This is a genomic window from Pseudoalteromonas sp. APC 3355 (assembly GCF_030407615.1).
Lineage (GTDB): Bacteria > Pseudomonadota > Gammaproteobacteria > Enterobacterales > Alteromonadaceae > Pseudoalteromonas > Pseudoalteromonas distincta.
Genome location: NZ_JASDDB010000015.1, coordinates 101,713 through 121,307 on the forward strand (window position 1 = coordinate 101,713; position 19,595 = coordinate 121,307).

At 38.8% G+C, this 19,595-nt stretch carries 17 protein-coding genes; 7 read left to right on the forward strand and 10 right to left on the reverse strand.

Annotated elements, in window-relative coordinates; genetic code table 11:
• Positions 1-9: 9 nt before the first annotated feature.
• The 5 genes from QMA08_RS17360 to QMA08_RS17380 form a co-directional block, all read right to left on the reverse strand.
• Positions 10-3,189 (reverse strand): amidohydrolase family protein, encoded by a 3,180-nt coding sequence (locus QMA08_RS17360; protein ID WP_290175039.1) that lies wholly within the window; start codon positions 3,187-3,189, stop codon positions 10-12.
• A 105-nt stretch (positions 3,190-3,294) separates the two neighbouring features.
• Positions 3,295-4,119 carry a M90 family metallopeptidase gene (locus tag QMA08_RS17365; RefSeq protein ID WP_024595522.1) on the reverse strand — a complete coding sequence of 275 codons (825 nt, stop codon included), beginning with the start codon at positions 4,117-4,119 and terminating at the stop codon, positions 3,295-3,297.
• 353 nt (positions 4,120-4,472) lie between these two features.
• The gene (locus tag QMA08_RS17370; RefSeq protein ID WP_290175043.1) at positions 4,473-5,111 is read right to left on the reverse strand and encodes a CatA-like O-acetyltransferase; all 639 of its coding nucleotides are present in this window, start codon (positions 5,109-5,111) and stop codon (positions 4,473-4,475) included.
• A 185-nt stretch (positions 5,112-5,296) separates the two neighbouring features.
• Entirely contained in the window at positions 5,297-6,337 is a 1,041-nt protein-coding gene (locus tag QMA08_RS17375) for a Glu/Leu/Phe/Val dehydrogenase (RefSeq protein ID WP_290175040.1), read from the reverse strand.
• 429 nt (positions 6,338-6,766) lie between these two features.
• Positions 6,767-8,293 carry a fumarate hydratase gene (locus QMA08_RS17380; RefSeq protein ID WP_007375888.1) on the reverse strand — a complete coding sequence of 509 codons (1,527 nt, stop codon included), beginning with the start codon at positions 8,291-8,293 and terminating at the stop codon, positions 6,767-6,769.
• Between the two features lie 155 nt (positions 8,294-8,448).
• Here QMA08_RS17380 and pabB point away from each other — a divergent pair, with 155 nt between their 5' ends.
• The 3 genes from pabB to QMA08_RS17395 all read left to right on the forward strand — a co-directional run bounded on the left by pabB (position 8,449) and on the right by QMA08_RS17395 (position 11,867).
• Positions 8,449-9,807 (forward strand): aminodeoxychorismate synthase component I, encoded by a 1,359-nt coding sequence (gene pabB / locus QMA08_RS17385; protein ID WP_272450457.1) that lies wholly within the window; start codon positions 8,449-8,451, stop codon positions 9,805-9,807.
• Between the two features lie 6 nt (positions 9,808-9,813).
• A complete protein-coding gene (locus tag QMA08_RS17390; protein WP_182696425.1) occupies positions 9,814-10,389 on the forward strand; it encodes a CoA pyrophosphatase in 576 nt (191 codons plus the stop codon).
• Positions 10,390-10,490: 101 nt separating this feature from the next.
• Positions 10,491-11,867, forward strand: coding sequence for an L-serine ammonia-lyase (locus QMA08_RS17395; protein WP_138489333.1), 1,377 nt, complete (start codon positions 10,491-10,493; stop codon positions 11,865-11,867).
• A gap of 76 nt (positions 11,868-11,943) precedes the next feature.
• Here QMA08_RS17395 and cysB read toward each other — a convergent pair whose 3' ends face one another.
• Positions 11,944-12,921 (reverse strand): HTH-type transcriptional regulator CysB, encoded by a 978-nt coding sequence (gene cysB / locus QMA08_RS17400; protein WP_002961670.1) that lies wholly within the window; start codon positions 12,919-12,921, stop codon positions 11,944-11,946.
• Positions 12,922-13,245: 324 nt separating this feature from the next.
• On the opposite strand from cysB, the gene QMA08_RS17405 reads away from it, so the two are divergent.
• Positions 13,246-14,004 carry a hypothetical protein gene (locus QMA08_RS17405; protein ID WP_290175041.1) on the forward strand — a complete coding sequence of 253 codons (759 nt, stop codon included), beginning with the start codon at positions 13,246-13,248 and terminating at the stop codon, positions 14,002-14,004.
• Positions 14,005-14,084: 80 nt separating this feature from the next.
• On the opposite strand, the gene QMA08_RS17410 is transcribed toward QMA08_RS17405, so the two are convergent.
• Complete coding sequence (locus QMA08_RS17410) at positions 14,085-15,377, reverse strand: NCS2 family permease (protein WP_002961426.1); 1,293 nt, start codon at positions 15,375-15,377, stop codon at positions 14,085-14,087.
• A 118-nt stretch (positions 15,378-15,495) separates the two neighbouring features.
• Between QMA08_RS17410 and QMA08_RS17415 the strand changes: the two genes are divergently transcribed.
• From QMA08_RS17415 to QMA08_RS17425, 3 genes are all read left to right on the forward strand, one after another.
• Positions 15,496-15,960 carry an SEL1-like repeat protein gene (locus tag QMA08_RS17415; protein WP_002961427.1) on the forward strand — a complete coding sequence of 155 codons (465 nt, stop codon included), beginning with the start codon at positions 15,496-15,498 and terminating at the stop codon, positions 15,958-15,960.
• Between the two features lie 298 nt (positions 15,961-16,258).
• Positions 16,259-16,693 carry a SulA-like leucine-rich domain-containing protein gene (locus tag QMA08_RS17420; protein ID WP_002961428.1) on the forward strand — a complete coding sequence of 145 codons (435 nt, stop codon included), beginning with the start codon at positions 16,259-16,261 and terminating at the stop codon, positions 16,691-16,693.
• A 38-nt stretch (positions 16,694-16,731) separates the two neighbouring features.
• The gene (locus tag QMA08_RS17425; RefSeq protein WP_002961429.1) at positions 16,732-17,211 is read left to right on the forward strand and encodes a YchJ family protein; all 480 of its coding nucleotides are present in this window, start codon (positions 16,732-16,734) and stop codon (positions 17,209-17,211) included.
• Positions 17,212-17,285: 74 nt separating this feature from the next.
• Here QMA08_RS17425 and QMA08_RS17430 read toward each other — a convergent pair whose 3' ends face one another.
• From QMA08_RS17430 to QMA08_RS17440, 3 genes are all read right to left on the reverse strand, one after another.
• Positions 17,286-18,203 (reverse strand): diguanylate cyclase, encoded by a 918-nt coding sequence (locus QMA08_RS17430; RefSeq protein WP_039487354.1) that lies wholly within the window; start codon positions 18,201-18,203, stop codon positions 17,286-17,288.
• 194 nt (positions 18,204-18,397) lie between these two features.
• Complete coding sequence (locus QMA08_RS17435) at positions 18,398-18,700, reverse strand: DUF6172 family protein (protein WP_002961433.1); 303 nt, start codon at positions 18,698-18,700, stop codon at positions 18,398-18,400.
• Between the two features lie 179 nt (positions 18,701-18,879).
• Positions 18,880-19,407, reverse strand: a complete 528-nt coding sequence (locus QMA08_RS17440; protein ID WP_290175042.1) for a VC2046/SO_2500 family protein — start codon at positions 19,405-19,407, stop codon at positions 18,880-18,882.
• Between the last annotated feature and the right edge of the window lie 188 nt (positions 19,408-19,595).

A 19,595-nucleotide genomic window follows, 5' to 3' on the forward strand; every position in this document is an offset into this window, starting at 1 on the left:
TAAAATAAATTACAGTTCTTCAAAATAAAGTGGTTCGCGTTCTTTTTTACCCACTTCATTCATTGTCTCTGCATTGAATAGTCGACCATTGATCATGGTGTAATCTACTTTATCCGAATCTCGAATATTTTTAAGCGGATCGCCATCTATAACCATTAAATCAGCCAGTTTGCCCACTTCAAGCGAGCCTACGTTTTTATCAAGTCCTAAATACTTAGCTGGATCGAGTGTTGATGCACGTATTGCCTCAAGCGGTGTCATTCCGCCTTGTGCGAACATCCACATCTCCCAGTGTGCACCTAAGCCTTCACGCTGACCGTGCGCACCTAAGTTAACTAATACACCTAGGTCTTGTAGCTCAGCAGCAACGCGTGCGTTATTAAAGTGATTATAGTGATGATCGGGCGCTTTAATGCGGCGCATAGAGCGCGGTAATAATTGATTTTTTGGCACAAATTTACTTAAACGCGGATGATTCCACACATCAGTTTTATCGTACCAGTAATTTTCACCCCAAATGCCTCCATAAGCCACTACAAGTGTTGGTGTATAACCAACATCACTTTGCGACCATAACTGCTTTATATCGTCATATATGTGCTCTACAGGGATTGAATGCTCAATACCTGTGTGTCCATCTACAATCATGCTTAAGTTATGTTGTAATAATGAGCCGCCTTCAGGGACAACCATCATTTCAAGTTCACGGCCTGCTTCAATAACTTGTTGGCGCTGCTCGCGGCGTGGCTGGTTATAAGACTTAACACTAAATGCACCTACTTTTTTAAGGCGCTCTAAATGAAATTTAGCATCGTCTAACGAGTCAATATGCGACGTATAACCTGGCATATTTGCGCCATATAAAATAGTACCCGTTGAGAAAATACGCGGGCCAACAATCATGCCTGCCTTTTGCATTTCGCTTGCGGTAAATATTTCAGAGGTATCGTTTGATGGATCGTGAATTGTAGTTACACCCAGCGCTAAACCTGCGAAGTTTTTCCAATTTTGCTCCGGTATAATTTCACCGCTTGCTTGCGAGCCATGTGCATGAGCATCAACAATACCAGGCATAATTGTTTTGCCTGTTACATCAATAACCTCAGCATCTTTAGGGATGCTTATCTCGCTGGCTGTACCAATTGCTTTAATATGCTTGCCATCAGTGATAATTACACCATTTTCAATAACCTTTTCGCCATCCATAGTTATAATTTTTGCACCAGTGAGCGCAATCATGCCTTTAGGCTCAGCCATTTTTTTACTGAAACCGATATTATCGCCACTTTTCACTTTAAAGTCGGCATCTTCGGCTTTGTTAATGGCAAACATCCCTTCAAGGCTTGCATGATAAAGCTCAGGCCCTAATGTCCAATAAAGTTTGTTGCTCTTAGCACTCCAGCTAATGTTTTCACCAGCACGTACCGATAACTGCTCTATTGGGAATTGACTGTCTTTAGGCCCAATATTAATTGTTTTACCACTTTGAACAAACGGCGTTACAAATACTTTAAATCGCTCAGCAAAAGCGAGGTATTGCCCATCTGGTGATACTCTAAATTCAGTAGCATGCTCTGATTCGTACAGTTTGCGAACTTTTTTACTTTCAAGCTCAACTACGCTAAGCGTTGGTTTTGGCCAAGGACTCATTATAAAAACGCGATCGTTTGCATCTCCAAATTGTGGTTGATATCCACTTTTTGAAATAAGCTCACTTTTACCGCCTTTTGCGCTTACGCTATAAACCCCCGGATTAAGTGACCACTTAGGGTTTAAAATACTGCCGCCAGTAGCTTTTCGATAAACAACCGTTTTACCATCTGGGCTAAACGTTGGCTCTACATATTTACCAGGCTCTTTAGTTATTGTATCGCCACGTCCACTGCGCGCAGAAACCACTCTTACAGACCCTTGTTTGTTATCATCCCATGTGGTGTAAACTATTTTTTTACCATCACGAGAGTACTGTGGAAATAATTCGTAATGATCTGTTTGCTTTGTTAAACGCTTAATTTTACCCGACTCTAAATCACGTTTATAAATATGCCCAAGCGCTTCAAAAATTGCCGTTTCGCCATCTGGGCTTACTTGCACATTACGCAGCATTTTTACATCAAACTCATCAGTATCTAAGTTTTGTGTAAAGCGCACCGCTTTTTGAATTTTTTTACTTGTTTGCACTTTAAAAGGAATGGTTTTTACAGATTTGTCTGCAACATCTAGCTTGTGAATTGTGCCACCAGCCCAAAATACCAGTTCTTCATTATCGGGTGCCCATGCAATAGTTGGGTATACACCATGAATAGCCCATGTTTCTTGCATATCTCGCTCAAGCTTATCGTAAAGCTTAGTGTGCTCACCGCTGGTTAAGTCATATAAATAAAGACTAGTTTGAAAATCATCACGCTTTATATACGCCAGTTTTTTTCCATCAGGTGACGGTGTAGGCCTAATAGCACCGCCCATCGTATCGATTATGGTTTCAATTTCACCCGTTTCACGGTCGTAGCGCTTAATTTTATAAATACCCGCTACAGAATCTTTTGAATAATGAAAGGTTTTACCGGGTGTTGCATCATGCGAAAAGTATACATAACGACCATCCGGTGAAAACATTGGCTCACCTAAATCTTTTTGATCGTTCTCGCGTTTTGTAAGCTGTACGCCCTTGCCACCCGCTTTATGATACAACCACACTTCACCTGCTCCCAATGAGCGGCTAGCTGTAAAGTGTTTACGCGCAACTAAGTAGTCGCCATCAGGACTCCATGCAGGACTATTTAATAACCTAAAGGTTTCATCGGTAACAGCGTGTTGATTTTCGCCATTTAAGTCCATTATCCAAATGTTATCGCCGCCACCTTGGTCGGAGGTAAACGCAATACTTTTGCCGTTAGGACTAAAGCGTGGTTGCATTTGCCATGCAATATCAGAGGTGAGCTTTGTAGCTGTACCACCACTCATTGGCATAGTGTAAATATCGCCAAGTAAGTCAAACACCACAGTTTTACCATCAGGGCTAATATCTATATTCATCCATGTGCCTTGCTCAACGCTAATTGCAGCGTCAACAAATTGCCCTTTTGGTGAATCTACTTGCCATTTTTGTTCGTCTTTTTCAGCGGCATTTACCTGCCCTATCGCTAATGACACCGACAATGCTAATACTGTATGAAGCATTTTTTTCATGCGTTTCTCGCTTGTTATTGTTGCAGTAAAAACTATTTCACATGATTGCAACAAAAACAAACGCAACTTGCCAGCGTTATATGATAAAGCGCGGTTTATGTAGGTTTAATGCCAAACAATAGGGTCAAATTGATAGTAATTAACTAGCATACTATAAATTTCAGGATCGTATCGGCGAAGCTCTGCGGGTTTTTCGAGGAAGGTTTCGGTGAGTACAGCAAAAAACTCAGCTTCGTTAGTCGCACCATAGCTGTGAATAACATGCGGCATGCTATAAGCAACGTGACTTTTTAACTGGGTGAAAGCACGGCTAAATACTCGGCCCCACTCTTTGTAATCTGCTGAGCTTTTTAAAATGGGTGTGCCCGTTGTTTTACCTGTTTCTTGATCGAGTTGATGAGCAAACTCATGAAAAACTAAATTATGTCCATCACTTGGCAAGCGGTTACCCTCAAGCACATCATGCCAACTGAGTACAAGCGTGCCGCCAGGCCATGACTCGCCTAGTCTTACCGTATTGTGGTAACTCACAAGTCCTGCACTATCGCGAGTTGATTGTGGGGCGTAATAAGCACTGGGGTATAATAAAATTTCTTTTACATTTCTATATAACGGCCACGGTTTATTAAGCACTAATACACACGCATCGGCGGCTACAATTAACTTCATTGCAGACGTTAGCTTTAAGCCATCACAACCAACGAAGCGTTTTTCATTTAAAAACCACGTAATATGTCGCTCTAACTTTTCTCTGTCGGCATCGGTCATTTTTTTATAGATGGGCATGCAACGCAGTAAAATATCTTTTTGCTGCGAATTTAAAGCAAAGTCTTTATATTTACTGCGCCATAATCGGTTTTGAATTGATGGCCAACGCCAGAAAATCACCACAAAAAGAATTAAAACAACAATTAACAGTCCATTTATCATGGGGATTTCCTGAGCTAAGGTATGGTATATAAATATGTCCAGCACATGTGCTTTTCAAGCATATAAGGTTATGTATTTGAATAAAAAGTAATTCACATCGCATTGCTTATAGATTACTTAACCTGAACTTTGGTTAAGAGATTTACTAATGTATTGGATCATGGTGATATTTAAATTTATTTTCTCTAGCCAGAGATTTTCAGTGAAAACAAGGCGAATTTACGCGTCAATAGCGGGCCTATTGCAAGTAAATTCAACGCAGTTAGCGCTAAAAATAGCTGCTTGAGATAGATTTATTATCCAGAGTTCAGGTTAATTACTGCTTTGCACTGCCGTTAAATGACGTGTTTAAGTTAACCTTTGCAAAAGGAGTCAAATGTACCCTGCAATGTGTTTATAAATTTCGCTACGTGCAAACCATCCATTAATGAGTGGTGTACATCGATAGCTAAAGGCATTGTACCTGTGTGTTTATCAAAGTGACCAAATACAAATTTAGGAATGCCTAAACTCTCCCCTTCACTAAATGCATGCGAAAACGCACTAAAATTCAGCCACGGCAAAACAGATATATGAATTAAGTCGGCCTGCCCTTCTGTTTGGGCAAATGCATCAGAAAATAACGGCTGTTGTTTCGCTTTTTTGCTTACGTCACTTGCATGATTTGCAAACTCTTTAAAATCGCTTGCGCTATTAAAATAACTAAAAACAAACGTATCGTTTTCAGACAACTCAACCACACTTGCGCGAACACTATTAAGTAACCATGGCCTACTATCTATTATACGTAGCATTATTGAATCGTACTCATGGCACGCTTTTAAGGTGCAATATACATACGCTTGAAAAAAAGAAAATTGATTGGTTTTGCAATAGTCGTAAAGTGCTTGAGCATCTAAACGCACACACACATTAAAATAAGGCTGAGAAAAGTGTTTATATAATTCAAAGTGTTGCTTTCTAGGCCAATTATCTAAATCGATAGGCTGCATGAGAGAAGTTGAGGGAGTCATAATTTGCCGCACAAAATTAAAAATAAAGTGTACCGCTGTTCAGTAATAATTGCATTAGGGTCTGTTGATCTTTCAAGGTTAAATCCGCAAAGATCAACACCCCTTAACTTACAGATAAACAAAAGGTGTGCAATTGCACACCTTTATTGCATTTTAGCTTAAATTTATAGACCGTTTCTAATGATCTCTTGCGCTAATTCGTCAGCAATTAAATGCGTTGATTTTTGCTCTTTTTCGCTACGGGCAAAGATTTCAGTTAACGTATTAAAAATACCTTCAACATGTTTATTAGAGGCTGCGGCACTGTAACCTTCTGGCGCTGTTTCGTAATAAACATTAATAATACCACCGGCGTTAATTACGTAATCTGGTGCATATAAAATGCCTTTTTCACGAATAACTTCACCGTGGCGAGATTCTGCCAGCTGATTATTAGCACAGCCTGCAATAATAGTCGCTTTTAAACGCGGTATAGTTAAATCGTTAATAGTTGCGCCTAATGCACACGGTGCATAAACATCAACATCTAAGTCGTAAATGTCATCAATGCCAACCGCAGTAGCGCCAAAATCACTTACTACACGATCAATGGCGGCTTGGTTAATATCAGTTACAAACAACTCAGCGCCCGCATCATGTAAATGTTTACATAAACCATAAGCAACAGCACCTAGACCTTGCACAGCCACTTTCACACCTGCAAAATTTTGATGGCCACGTTGATGCTGTAGCGCTGCTTTAATTCCTAAAAAAGTACCGTATGCTGTAAATGGCGATGGGTTACCGCTTTTACCTTCAAGGCCCAGTACGTAATTAGTTTCTTTATTCATGATAGCTACATCAGCACATGTGATGTTTACATCTTCTGCTGAGTAATAGCTGCCATTTAATCGCTCTAACTGGCGACCAAATGCACGGAATAATTGCTCAGATTTAATTTCTTTCGCATTACCTATAATTACAGATTTACCGCCACCAAAGGGTAAGCGCGCAACTGCATTTTTATAAGTCATGCCCTTTGATAAACGTAGCACGTCGTAAACAGCATCTTCGTCGTTTGCATAATCCCACATTCTACATCCGCCAACTGCAGGACCTAGGTTGGTATTATGTACAGCAATAATTGCTTTTAAACCCGACTCTTCATCAGAACAAAAAACCACTTGTTCATGGTTATCAAATTCAACTAGATTAAACACAGCCACTTAAAATACTCCGAAATAGTTAACCCGTGAGAGGGTATGCGCGCTGGAAATTGCCGAGACTTTATCACTTCATATACGTGTTCGCTATACTCACAGATGATAAAACCAATGAAAACATCTAGCTTAAATTAAATAACCGGATTAAAACTATTGAATAGATAAAAAATTCACAAAATCGTCATTTGTAAGTTTTAAAAACTATAAATAGAACAACCACACCAATTTACGTTTACGTGAACGTAACACAACTATTGCGTGTAAAGTTTAATATACAAGTGCTGCTTGCCCGCCACGTACTGCTGCCTATAGGTTTCCAGTAAAAAGTGAGCTTTTTCGCAAACTGGTCAGAGCTGCAAACTTGGTAATGACTCTATTTAAAAAACAAAAAAGCGAGCACTAGGCTCGCTTTTTAAAAATACAAAACGTACGTTATTTTAGCTTGCTATCAAGCTCTTCAATTTTAGCTTTCCAGATTGCAGGGCCTTGTGTATGCGCATTGGCGCCTTCACTGTCTACTGCAACAGTCACTGGCATATCTTCTACTTCAAATTCGTAAATAGCTTCCATACCTAAATCTTCAAAAGCAACTACGCGTGCTTTTTTAATCGCTTTAGATACTAAGTAAGCTGCGCCGCCTACAGCCATTAAATAAACAGATTTATGCTCTTTAATAGACTCAACCGTTGCAGGGCCACGTTCAGCTTTACCAATCATGCCTACAATGCCTGTTTTTTCTAGCATCATATCGGTAAATTTATCCATGCGAGTGGCTGTTGTAGGGCCAGCAGGACCTACTGCTTCATCGCGTACCGCATCCACAGGGCCTACGTAATAAATAAATTTATTATCAAAGTCTACGCCCTCAGGTAAACCTTCACCTGAGTTGATCATATCTTGCAAACGTTTATGCGCTGCATCACGACCTGTTAAAATAGTGCCCGAAAGTAAAACGGTTTCACCCATTTTCCATTCTTGAACATCTTTTTTAGTCAGTGTATTTAAATCAACACGACGTGTGCCTTCGCCCACTTCAAATGTTACTTGTGGCCAATCTTCTAGCTTAGGTGCTTTTAAATTAGCAGGGCCAGAACCGTCAAGCGTAAAATGTACATGGCGTGTTGCCGCACAATTTGGGATCATTACTACAGGTTTTGAAGCTGCATGCGTTGGTGCTGTTTTAATTTTAACATCAACAACCGTTGTTAAACCGCCTAGACCTTGTGCGCCAATACCTAATTTATTAGCACGGTCAAAAATTTCTAAACGCAGTTTTTCTTCAGTTGTCTCTGCGCCGCGTTCCATTAGTTCATGGATATCAACCGGATCCATTAACGACTCTTTAGCCATTACTGCTGCTTTTTCAGCCGTACCACCAATACCTATTCCTAGCATGCCTGGCGGACACCAACCAGCACCCATTGTTGGTAGTGTTTTTTCTACCCATGCAGCAACATCATCTGACGGGTTTAACATAACCATTTTACTTTTGTTTTCAGAGCCGCCGCCTTTAGCCGCAACCATTACTTCTACTTTTCCACCCGCTACTAAATCAATATGCACAACCGAAGGCGTATTATCTTTAGTATTTTTACGCGTACCAGCAGGGTCTGCAACAATAGATGCACGTAAAGGGTTATCTGGATTCAAATATGCACGACGAGTACCTTCATCAACCATTTGTTGAACGGTTAAATCTGTTTTATCCCACTTAACATCCATACCTACTTTAACAAAACAGGTAATAATACCGGTGTCTTGGCAAAGTGGACGCTTGCCTTCAGCCGACATGCGTGAGTTAATTAAAATTTGTGCAATGGCGTCTTTAGCCGCTTTACTTTGTTCTTTGTTGTACGCTTTTTCGAGCGCTTGAACAAAATCAAGTGGGTGATAGAACGAAATATATTGCAATGCATCTTCAATGCTATCAATAAAGTCTTGCTGACAAATTGTACTCATAGTGGTTCCTTAAGTTACCGTTACGCGTTCTCGCGTAATCTAAATCAAACCGGTGACGGTGGTTTGCACTGTTTTTTGCAGCTTAGTGCTGCCAAAAAATTTGACTTATGATACCCTCCCAGCCCGTTTCGAGCCAGTTCTTAAAGGGGCAGTAAATGCTAAACAATAAAAAAAATTGTATTAAATTAGGCATAACACAAAACTGCATTGACGTTTTTGCGCATTTTTCACATTTGCCTTATGCAATTCTATTAGATTCTGCAAATAGTAATCATATAAACAGCCGTTTTGATATTATTGCCATTGAGCCGCAAAGTACCCTTGAAGTAAAAAATAATAAAAGCTTTTTAAATAATATAGAAAGTAGTGATAACTGCTTTGAAATTATGAATAATGAGCTTTCGCATCTTGATAAAACAAAAGCCGATTACGATTTACCCTTTAACGGCGGCTGGCTTGGCTACTTTGGCTACGACTTAGGGCGTACAATTGAAAACATCCCCACTCGTGCTATTGAAGACATTAATCTTCCCCAAATGGCTATTGGCCTTTACTTAGATGCCCTTATTTACGACAAGCAGCAACAAAGCTGGTTTTATGTATCGCAGCCAAACACCGATCGATTAGCGCTTTATGAGCAATACTTAAATACACACGCTAACTCCCAAGTTAATACGCAGTCCTTTGCCCTAAACAGCGACTGGCAATCAAATATGAGCGAAACGGAATACGCTGCAAAGTTTGCCCAAATTGAGGAGTATTTAAAAAGTGGCGATTGTTACCAAATTAATTTAGCGCAGCGCTTTAACGCTCAGTTTGAAGGCTCCCCTTGGGCAGCTTACATTAAACTGCGTGAAGCAAATAAAGCGCCATTTTCGAGCTTTATAAATCATCCTCAAGGGGCAATTTTATCAATTTCCCCTGAGCGCTTTATATCAGTAAATAATAACGTTGTAGAAACCAAACCTATTAAAGGCACACTGCCGCGAAAAGCGGATGCGCTGGAGGATCAACGCCAAGCCCAAATACTCGCAGCATCAGCTAAAGATCGCGCTGAAAATGTCATGATTGTTGATTTACTGCGTAACGACTTAGGCAAAGTGGCAAAACCTGGCAGCGTTCACGTCCCTTCCCTTTTTGCCATTGAAAGCTTTCCGGCAGTGCATCATTTAGTAAGCACGGTAACCTCAGAACTTGATGAAGGCAAAACAGCGGTCGATCAGCTAGAAGCGGCTTTTCCGGGAGGCTCAATCACCGGTGCGCCCAAAATTAGGGCGATGGAAATAATTGAAGAACTAGAACCACATCGCCGCAGCATTTACTGTGGTTCAATTGGTTATTTAAGTGCATGTGGAAATATGGATACGAGTATCACTATTCGTACCTTGGTATGCCACAAAGCGCAAATTTACTGCTGGGCTGGTGGCGGAATAGTCGCTGATTCTAAAGTCGAATTGGAATATCAAGAAACTTACGATAAAGTAAATAAAATCCTCCCTTTATTAAAACAGTAGGTCGTTTTGAATAGTGAACACATTATGGCGCGGTTTCTGTTAAGCCCTACAGCTGCGCCAAACCAGTTAAAAGACACGCGTAAAAAACGTGCTAGCGCTGTTATGCTGCCAATTATTGATATAGACAACCATGCACATATTTTACTGTGTAAACGCCCTACTTATTTACACCATCACCCTGGGGAGATTTGTTTGCCCGGAGGCAAGTTTGAAGTAAGCGACATTACCCTTCGCACCACAGCCCTTCGCGAACTAAAAGAAGAGCTAAATATTGCCCAAAACAACGTTAATGTATTAGGTCACTTACCTGAGTATTCAACCTTAACGGGTTTTAGTATTAGCCCCTATGTGGGTTTACTTAATAAAGGCACCACCTGGGAAAATGATTATAATGAAGTACAAGCGAGCTTTTTGCTCTCGGTCACTGAGCTAAATAACGAAGCTAACTGGCAACCCTTACCTTTTCAACGATTTGGGAAAACGGTTATTTTGCAAGGTTTTAAAACACCACATGGTTTACTTTGGGGTGCGACTGCAAGCATTATAAAAAACTTTACAAAACAACTCGCCTTACCAGTTTAAATCTTCGTTATTAGTAGTTACACAATCACAATTCCACGTTATCATGCTCGACCGTTCAAAGAGCAGCTTCGTGCTGATAAAACAAAGTAGAGACACACATTATGATCAGTGCATTTGATATGTTTAGCATTGGTATTGGCCCTTCGTCATCACACACCGTTGGCCCAATGCGCGCATCACGCTTATTTGTTAATGACCTACAAGAACAACAATTATTAGCAAATGTTACCGATATTAAAGTAGAGCTTTATGGCTCTTTGGGACAAACAGGTGTTGGCCATGGATCGGGTAAAGCCGTAATTCTTGGTTTAGCCGGTTATGACCCTGAAACTATAGATGCCGATTTAGTCGACGACATTTTAGCGACCATCGAAAAAGATCAGGTTATTTATCTAAACAAAACACACAAAGCTAAGTTTCCAAAACAAGGCGCTATTGTTTTTCATCGTCGCAAAACGCTGCCTAAGCACTCTAATGCAATGGAAATTATCGCCTCAAACAACGGCGAAAAAGTTTACAGCAAAGTATATTACTCTATTGGCGGTGGCTTTATTGTTACTGACGAAGAGTTTGAAAACGAAAAACAAGCAGCCATTGATATTAGAGAAGAAAACCCAGCCCCATTCCCTTTCAGTAGCGCAAAAGAGCTACTAGAGATGTGTAAAGAGTCAGGGCTTAGTGTTTCAAGCTTAATGATGAAGAACGAAAAAACACTGCGTACTGAAGATGAAATAAAAGACACGCTGTTTCATATTTGGAAAGTAATGATGGCCTGTATTGAGCGTGGTATGCGTACCGAAGGTATCCTACCTGGCGGCTTAAAAGTAAAACGCCGTGCGCCAAGCCTATACTTAAAACTAAATATAGAAGTCAGTAACGACCCACTTCGTGCAATGGACTGGGTTGATTTATTTGCCCTTGCCGTAAACGAAGAAAATGCGGCAGGTGGTCGTGTAGTTACCGCACCAACTAATGGTGCTGCGGGTATTTTACCGGCTGTGCTTATGTACTATCACACATTTGTGAAAGAAGTAGACCGCGATATAGCCACGCGTTATTTATTAACCGCTGCTGCTATTGGTATTTTATATAAAAAGAATGCCTCTATATCGGGTGCCGAAGTAGGTTGCCAAGGTGAAGTCGGCGTTGCGTGCTCTATGGCTGCAGGCGCATTAACAGAAATTGTTGGTGGCAATGTTGTGCAAGTAGAAAACGCAGCAGAAATTGGTATGGAACATAATTTAGGCCTCACGTGCGACCCTGTTGGTGGCTTAGTACAAGTACCGTGTATTGAACGTAATGCAATGGGCGCGATTAAAGCAATTAATGCCTCACGTTTAGCTATTCGTGGCAGTGGCGAGCAAAAGGTATCACTTGATAAAGTGATTAAAACCATGCTTGAAACCGGCAACGATATGAAAACCAAATACAAAGAAACCGCTCGCGGTGGATTAGCAGTTAATATTATCGAATGTTAATCAGCTCGCTATAAAGAGAAAAAGCTGCCTATTTTAAAATAGGCAGCTTTTTTATTGTTCGTTCAATGCAATCACCTTATTTAACGGGTAACTCTATATCTGCAAATAACTTATCTACGTCATCTTGGTTACGTAACAAGCTTGCTCGCTCTACGCGCTCTTTAGTTAAGTGCGGTGCAAAACGTTCAATAAAATCATACATATAAGTACGTAAAAAGCTGCCCTTTCTAAAACCAATTTTGGTCGTGCTTGCTTCAAATAAGTGGCTTGCATCAATACACACTAAATCGGTATCGCTCACTTGATCTATCGCCATTGAAGCGACAACACCAACTCCTAAACCCAGTCGTACGTATGTTTTTATAACATCAGCATCGGTTGCAGTAAATACAATGTGTGGCTCAAGTCCGTGTGCGCTAAATGCTTTATCCAACTCTGAGCGGCCCGTAAAACCAAATACATATGTAATGAGTGGATATTGGGCAATGTCAGCAACTGTTAAACTATTTGCCTTTTTAGCGAGCGGATGGTCTTTAGCAACAACAATACTGCGGTTCCAATGGTAGCAAGGCAGCATAACTAAATCTGAATACAAATGCAGTGCTTCTGTTGCAATAGCAAAGTCGGCATCACCGCGTGCTGCAGCATCCGATATTTGCTGTGGAGTACCTTGGTGCATATGAAGCGATACCGCAGGGTATTTTTTCATAAACCCTTGAATAACGTTAGGCAAAGCGTAACGAGCTTGGGTATGTGTTGTGGCAATATTTAACTTACCTTGATCAGGTAGCGTATGCTCATTAGCAACGGCTTTAATACCTTCTACTTTGGAGAGTATTTCACGAGAAATATTAATTATATCTTCGCCAGCACCGGTTACATGCGTTAAATGTTTACCACTGCGACCAAAAATTTGTACACCCAACTCATCTTCTAACATGCGTACTTGTTTAGAAATTCCTGGCTGCGAGGTAAATAAACTCTCAGCAGTCGCTGAAACATTTAATTTATGATTTTGTACTTCTACGATGTATCTGAGTTGTTGTAATTTCATGGCTGCAAATTTTAACGTTATTATTCATATTATTTATAAAGGCAATACCGCTTAAAACCAAGTGTTATTTGCGTAAAATATCACTTTAGGTCTTTAGGTGTGCAATTATCTGATTAGAGTTCAAGGCTAGCATAATAAATATGCTTGAGGTAGCGATGTTTATTCAGCTTTAGTTTATAAGCCCTTAGGTTGACTACGGTTTATAAAGAGCTCAACCTATCAATTTTTTGGTATATTTTTTAAGTTAATCGGCGCAAAGCTACCCTGTTAACGTATATTTAATGTAAGATTAAATAATTAGGTTATATATCCGAGAATTACACCATGATCGTTTCTATTATAATAGTGCTTATAGTTGCATTGATTGTGATTGCACTTTGGGTAAGTGCTGTACAACAACACAAAGAAAAACAAGAGGCAGAACGCCGCAAAGAGCTTACAAAACAAAAAGCTATAATAGAAGAAACAGAAGAAGCGCTAATGAATAGTGCTAACATACCCCTATCTGAGAATCTAATTCGTACGTTACAACGCCGTATTTACGAAGCTTTGAATACAATGATTAATAACTCGCAAACATCTAAAGCACTTAAAAGCCGCTTAAGTGAAGCGAAAACGCACTTATCTAATCCAGTTAAAGATAATAGCAGTGAAGCTTTAACGCTACCGAGTAATGACAAGCAACTAGTAGGCCTAATTCAGGGCATTAAAAAATTACGCTCAATTTTACGCTCTGAACACAGTAAAGGTCGTATTGACAGCCAAGTTTTTGTTTTAGAAGATAAACGTCTCGAAAAACTACAACTACGTATTAATATTGAAAGCCAAATAAAGCGTGGCTTATCTGCCCGCTCAGCAAGTATGGTTGGCTCTGCAAGGCAGTATTTTGAAAAAGCACAGGCAACGCTCAATGCAGTTACATACACCGATGAATATGTAACAACAAAACGCCAAGAAGTTGAAGGTTACTTAGAAGCAATTAGTGTTGAACTGCGAGCTTCTAATGCAAGCGCACTTAAAAAGAAAACAGAAGAAGAGCAAGACGACTTAGATATATTGTTTGCTCCTAAAAAGAAATGGTAGCGTTTTTATACTAAAAATAAGTATTAAAAAAGCCTGCACAAATTAAATTTATGCAGGCTTTTTTGTCTATTTGTTAGTCATTAAGACAAAAATGCAAACTTGAAAACAAACAAGGCTGTCAATATCCAAACACTAATACTGATTTGATCTTGCTTACCACACAATACTTTTACCGCTGTATAAGATATAAAGCCAAGTGCAATACCGTGCGCAATCGAAAACGTTAATGGTGTCATTAGTAATACTACAGTAACAGGAATTGCATCGGTCATATCATCCCAATTTACAAACTTTAAATTTTGTAGCATCAGTACAGCGACATATAAAATAGCGCCTGCCGTAGCATAAGCCGGTACCATTTGTGCAAGCGGTGCAAAAAACATCATTAACAAAAAGCAAATACCTACAACGACAGCCGTTAAACCAGTGCGTCCGCCAACAGAAACACCAGCAACCGATTCTATATACGATGTAGTCGTAGACGTGCCTAGCATCGCACCTGCAATTGTTGCTGAGCTGTCAGCACTTAGTGCGCGTCCTAAACGAGGCATGTTACCTTTTTCATCAGCTAAACCAGCTTTTTGAGTGACCGCAACTAATGTACCCGAAGTATCAAAAAGATCGACAAACAAGAATGCAAAAATAACACTCATCATTGATATATCAAAAGCGGCGGCAAAATCTAGTTGCATAAAAGTAGGCATTATTGATGGTGGCATAGCCATAACACCGTGATATTCAACTAGCCCTAAACTTAGTGCAATGCCTGTCACTAATAAAATACTAATAAGTACACCGCTTTTAAAATCGCGGTATAAAAGCGCTGCAATTACAAAAAAGCTTAATATAGCTAATAATGGGCCTGGGGAAGTAATGTCGCCCAATTGCACTAGTGTTGCTGGGCTTGAGACAATAATGCCTGCATTTTTAAGGGCAATTAAGGCTAAAAAAGCACCAATACCTGTTGCGATAGCTCGCTTGAGCACCAGAGGTATGGCATTAATAATCCATTCTCTGACTTTAAATAAACTTAAAAATAAAAATATACAACCCGACATAAAAACAGCCCCTAATGCGGCTTGCCAGGTATAACCCATTCCTAATACGACGCCATACGTAAAAAAAGCATTTAGTCCCATGCCAGGCGCTAATGCTAATGGATAATTAGCCCATAAACCCATTATAAAACAGCCTATCGCAGCTGCTATACAGGTAGCTACAAATGCAGCCCCTTGGTCCATCCCTGCCTCAGCAAGCATAGCCGGGTTTACAAATACAATGTATACCATAGTGATAAAGGTCGTTAGGCCAGCAACGCATTCGCGTTTAACTGTTGAGTTATTTTCGCTGAGTTTAAATAAGGCTTCAAACATAATAAACTTGTGATAGTAAAAAGTGGCGAGATTTTAACATAAAAATTATCTTTTACAGGACATTTTACCTTGCTATATACTAAACTGTTAAAGTAGTTAAAATAATAAATGAACCAATATGCTTAAAACAACACCTTGTGAGCAAGACTTAGAGCAACAGCTAGACAACATTTTAGGTTTTGTTACTCAACCAGAAAGCAGCCCCGCGCCCATTGATAATAAAAAAGATGAGCAAAGTACTATTAATAAAGCCCTATATTATTTAAAAAATAATCAAGCTCCATTGGCTGCAAAATGGATGCGCCTTGCTGCAATGGCAGGAAACCATAGAGCACAGTTTTATTTAGGTTTATTTTTTGTAAAAGGTGAAGGCGTGCCACAAAGTGTATTTCATGCTGTAGCGTGGTTGAGCTTAGCGAGTAGCCAAGGGTACGCACCTGCCACTGCAGCGGTTACAGATATACGCAAACATATCGAAACTAAGCGATTTAAAGATGCTCAATGTTATGCAGCAAGTTTGTACGAACAAATCCACCAACTCCAGTTTTCTCATATGATCCCTCGCACCAGTGAAAACACATAAACTAACTAAGTTATAAGTACTGTATACAGTTTTGAAAAATACTGTATATAGTTACAAAGATACTCCTACACAGTATAAAACCCACAAATGAAAACATGACTCAAAAATTTATTTTAAAAATACCCCCTCAAAAACAAGCCTATAACAAGTTGATTAATAAAGAATTATAGATTTAAAAACAAAAAACAATGATCAAAAGCTGAATAACTGTACAAATAAATAGCATAAAATGCTTGCACGAAAGCACTGTATAAACTACTGTATATGAATACTGTATAAAAACCCAGTGAGTAAAATTATGTTACAGCCTATTACCGTAAGAACAGTTAAAAGTTACCAACAAGACGAGCAAAGCGATTGCGTAAATTTGATCCAAATTGAAGATGAAATTTCAGCGACCTTTGAGCTTTTAAAAGTATTACACCAATATAATAGCTCTAATGCATGGACGTTATTAATTGCGCCAGATCATGTACCGAGCAAAGCTTTACTTGACTCATGCTCTATTGATACAAGTAAATTACTTGTTATTAGACAAAAGCACCTAGTAAATCTAGAGTATGTATTAAATTCTGCATTACATAATGGAAACTTTGCAGCTGTAATTACCTGGACCGATATAGTTAATAACCAACTACTTACAAATCTATCGTTCGATTTAAGTAAAACGAATACAAAACTATACTGTTTTACTAAAAACGCTCAAACAACAGAGATACCACTCGCTCAATAAGCTTGTTAAACTAATGTTTTAGACTTTGTATTATTATTATGACTTCACTCAATACCACATTATGTTTTTGCAGCAGTGGGCACAATTATGCCGATTGCTGCGAGCCACTTCACTTATCTGTTAAGCAAGCTGACACTCCTGAACAACTTATGCGCTCACGATTCAGCGCTTATGTTATTAAAAATGCAAAATATGTTTATCAAACCTACGCAAAAGAAAAACAAGCTGAGAATCCGGTTAAAGAAATCAATGATTTTGCTAACAGCTGTCGATTTATAAATCTTGATTTAATTGACTCAAGCCATGATGGCGATACTGGAACGGTAGAATTTAAAGCCCAATATTTTTATCAAAACTTATTTTGTGAGCTTCACGAAAAATCGCAGTTTATTAAAGAAAACACTCAATGGCGTTATTTAGATGGCACTATATATCCTGTTGAAGATATTAAAGTAGGCAGAAATGATGACTGCCCATGCGGTAGCAATAAAAAGTACAAAAAATGTCATAGCATGTAATAAATAATCTTATTTAATATTTATCACCTAAAAGGTGTTTTTAAGTGGCAGAGTGATTTATTAGCTAACTAAACTTAAAAACACACTTTGTTACGCCCTTGCATTTTAGACTCATACATTTTTTCATCTGCGATCTGCAACGTGTTTTTGTTATTTACGTATGGTTGTAGGGTTGCACCGCCAATACTAATAGTCACAAAATCATATTCTGAATATTTGTGTAATATTCCTAAATCGGCCACATTTTGTTTAATTTTATCAGCAACACAAATTGCACCTTCAGTGCTTGTATGCGGTAGAACAACTACAAACTCTTCGCCGCCATAACGCGCAACAAAATCGGTTGGCCTTTGCAAACTATTAGTAATAGTTTGTGCTACTAGGTTTAACACCGTATCCCCCTGCACATGACCATAGATATCATTGTATTGCTTAAAGTAATCTATATCGATGAGTAATAATGCATAGTCAACTTTTTCTCGTAAGGCGCTTCGTTCCATTTTAGAAAAATGTGCATCAAAATAACGGCGATTGAATACTTTAGTTAAATCATCTAAAAATACTTTTTGATTGAGTAAGTCGTGTTGTAATTTTAACGTTATATGGGCACGAACCCTTCTAAATAGTGTTTCTTTTATAATCGGCTTTTTAATAAAATCAACAGCTCCGGCTTCCCAACACTCTTCTTCTTCGTTTTCAAAGGATGTAACAAAAATAACTGGGATATCCTGTGTTTCAGTATTATTTTTTAATTTTAAACATGTATCAATACCACTCATTCCACCCATACTAATATCGAGTAGGACTATATCGGGTACATTTACATTACAAATTTCAATTGCTTCTTCACCACTTCCAGCTGTTGTCACATTAAAATGCTCAGATAATATTTTTTTCAATACGATTAAGCTTAATAACTGATCGTCAACTATAAGTACTTTAGAATTCTTTAAACTTAGTTTTAATTGATGGTCAGAGTAATTTATTGGCATAGTAAAAATGTTTTGTTTTTTTAATTAAAAACAGCCTATAGCATCACATTTTGTTATGCAAATGTTAATTAAAAGAGGTTCTACTTAGTTGGTTCCTAATAAAACTGCTTTTTAGTAAATCTTTATTGCATAAAAACAAAAAATGAGCCACTTGGGCTCATTTTATAACTTTGAATACTTAATTTAGTTAAGTATTATTCGTCATCATCTAAATCTAATTGCTGACGTTGAGCAGGTCGAGCTAAAATCTCTACGTAGAAAGAGGTCAAACCTTGCTTTTCAATTTCGCCAATTTGGTTACTTAATTCAGCAACGTGCACAACTTGCGCATCTTCAGCTGTGTTACCAAACTTACAGTCAAATGCCCAATAGTCAGCATCTTCAGGTAGCGTTTTATTACGCTCTCTTTTCAAATATTTTTTCACTTCGTGCTTTGCAGCATCAACCATACGAGGGTATTTGATTTTCTCGTGATTTAGCGTGAATGTTTTCTTCATTACGTTCCTAATTACCTTGGTTTAATGATAATGGCATTTCATGTCATACCATTTGACGCCATTATAGCAATTGCATTTAATTTTTGGATGCTTTTTTTTCATTAAATCAATTATTAGCAAATATATAAAGCAGACCCGTTATAAAGCATATATTAACTGATGATTATTACAATCATATATCACACCGCAATAAGCTGAAGTGGTTGATGTATTGCATCATTATTAAGGCTGTCGTAAAAAGCAGCTGCATTTATAGGGGAATTCGCTAGTTGTGTTTGTTCGCTTTTAATTCTTCTTCTGACAGCAAGCTCACAGTTATCTATTATATTAAGTGGAATATGCTTATCATCATTTCTAATCGCAAGTGGTTCAGGGCTTAAGCACTGTCTTAGCTTAATACTTGTCATACCGCAGCGCTCCCCTTCTTGAGATATTAATGATGCATTAAACTGTCCAACCAACATATTGTATTCATCAGGGGCTAAAAGTTGCTTTGGACCTGCGCCAAATTGCTTTCTTAATGCCTCTTCTTCTATAACTAAATTATCTATTTCAGTTTTTGGTAAATGAAATTGGCTAAAGTCGAGTGCGTCATGTGACAGCATCGCTAATAGTAGAGAAAATTCGCCACGGCGATTTTCATGCACACTATTATTGAGCCTACTGTTTAACTGACTCTCTGTGATTAACAAATCATCTATTTGCATAGTCTTTAGTCGATTGTGGTAACTGATAGATATTTATCGGCTTTATTTCAATTTTCTTTAGCTTTTTTCTTTACTTAAATACGCAATTTGCTATTATCAGCGCCGTTGCATTGGAGGGGTTCCCGAGCGGCCAAAGGGATCAGACTGTAAATCTGACGGCTCAGCCTTCGCTGGTTCGAATCCAGCTC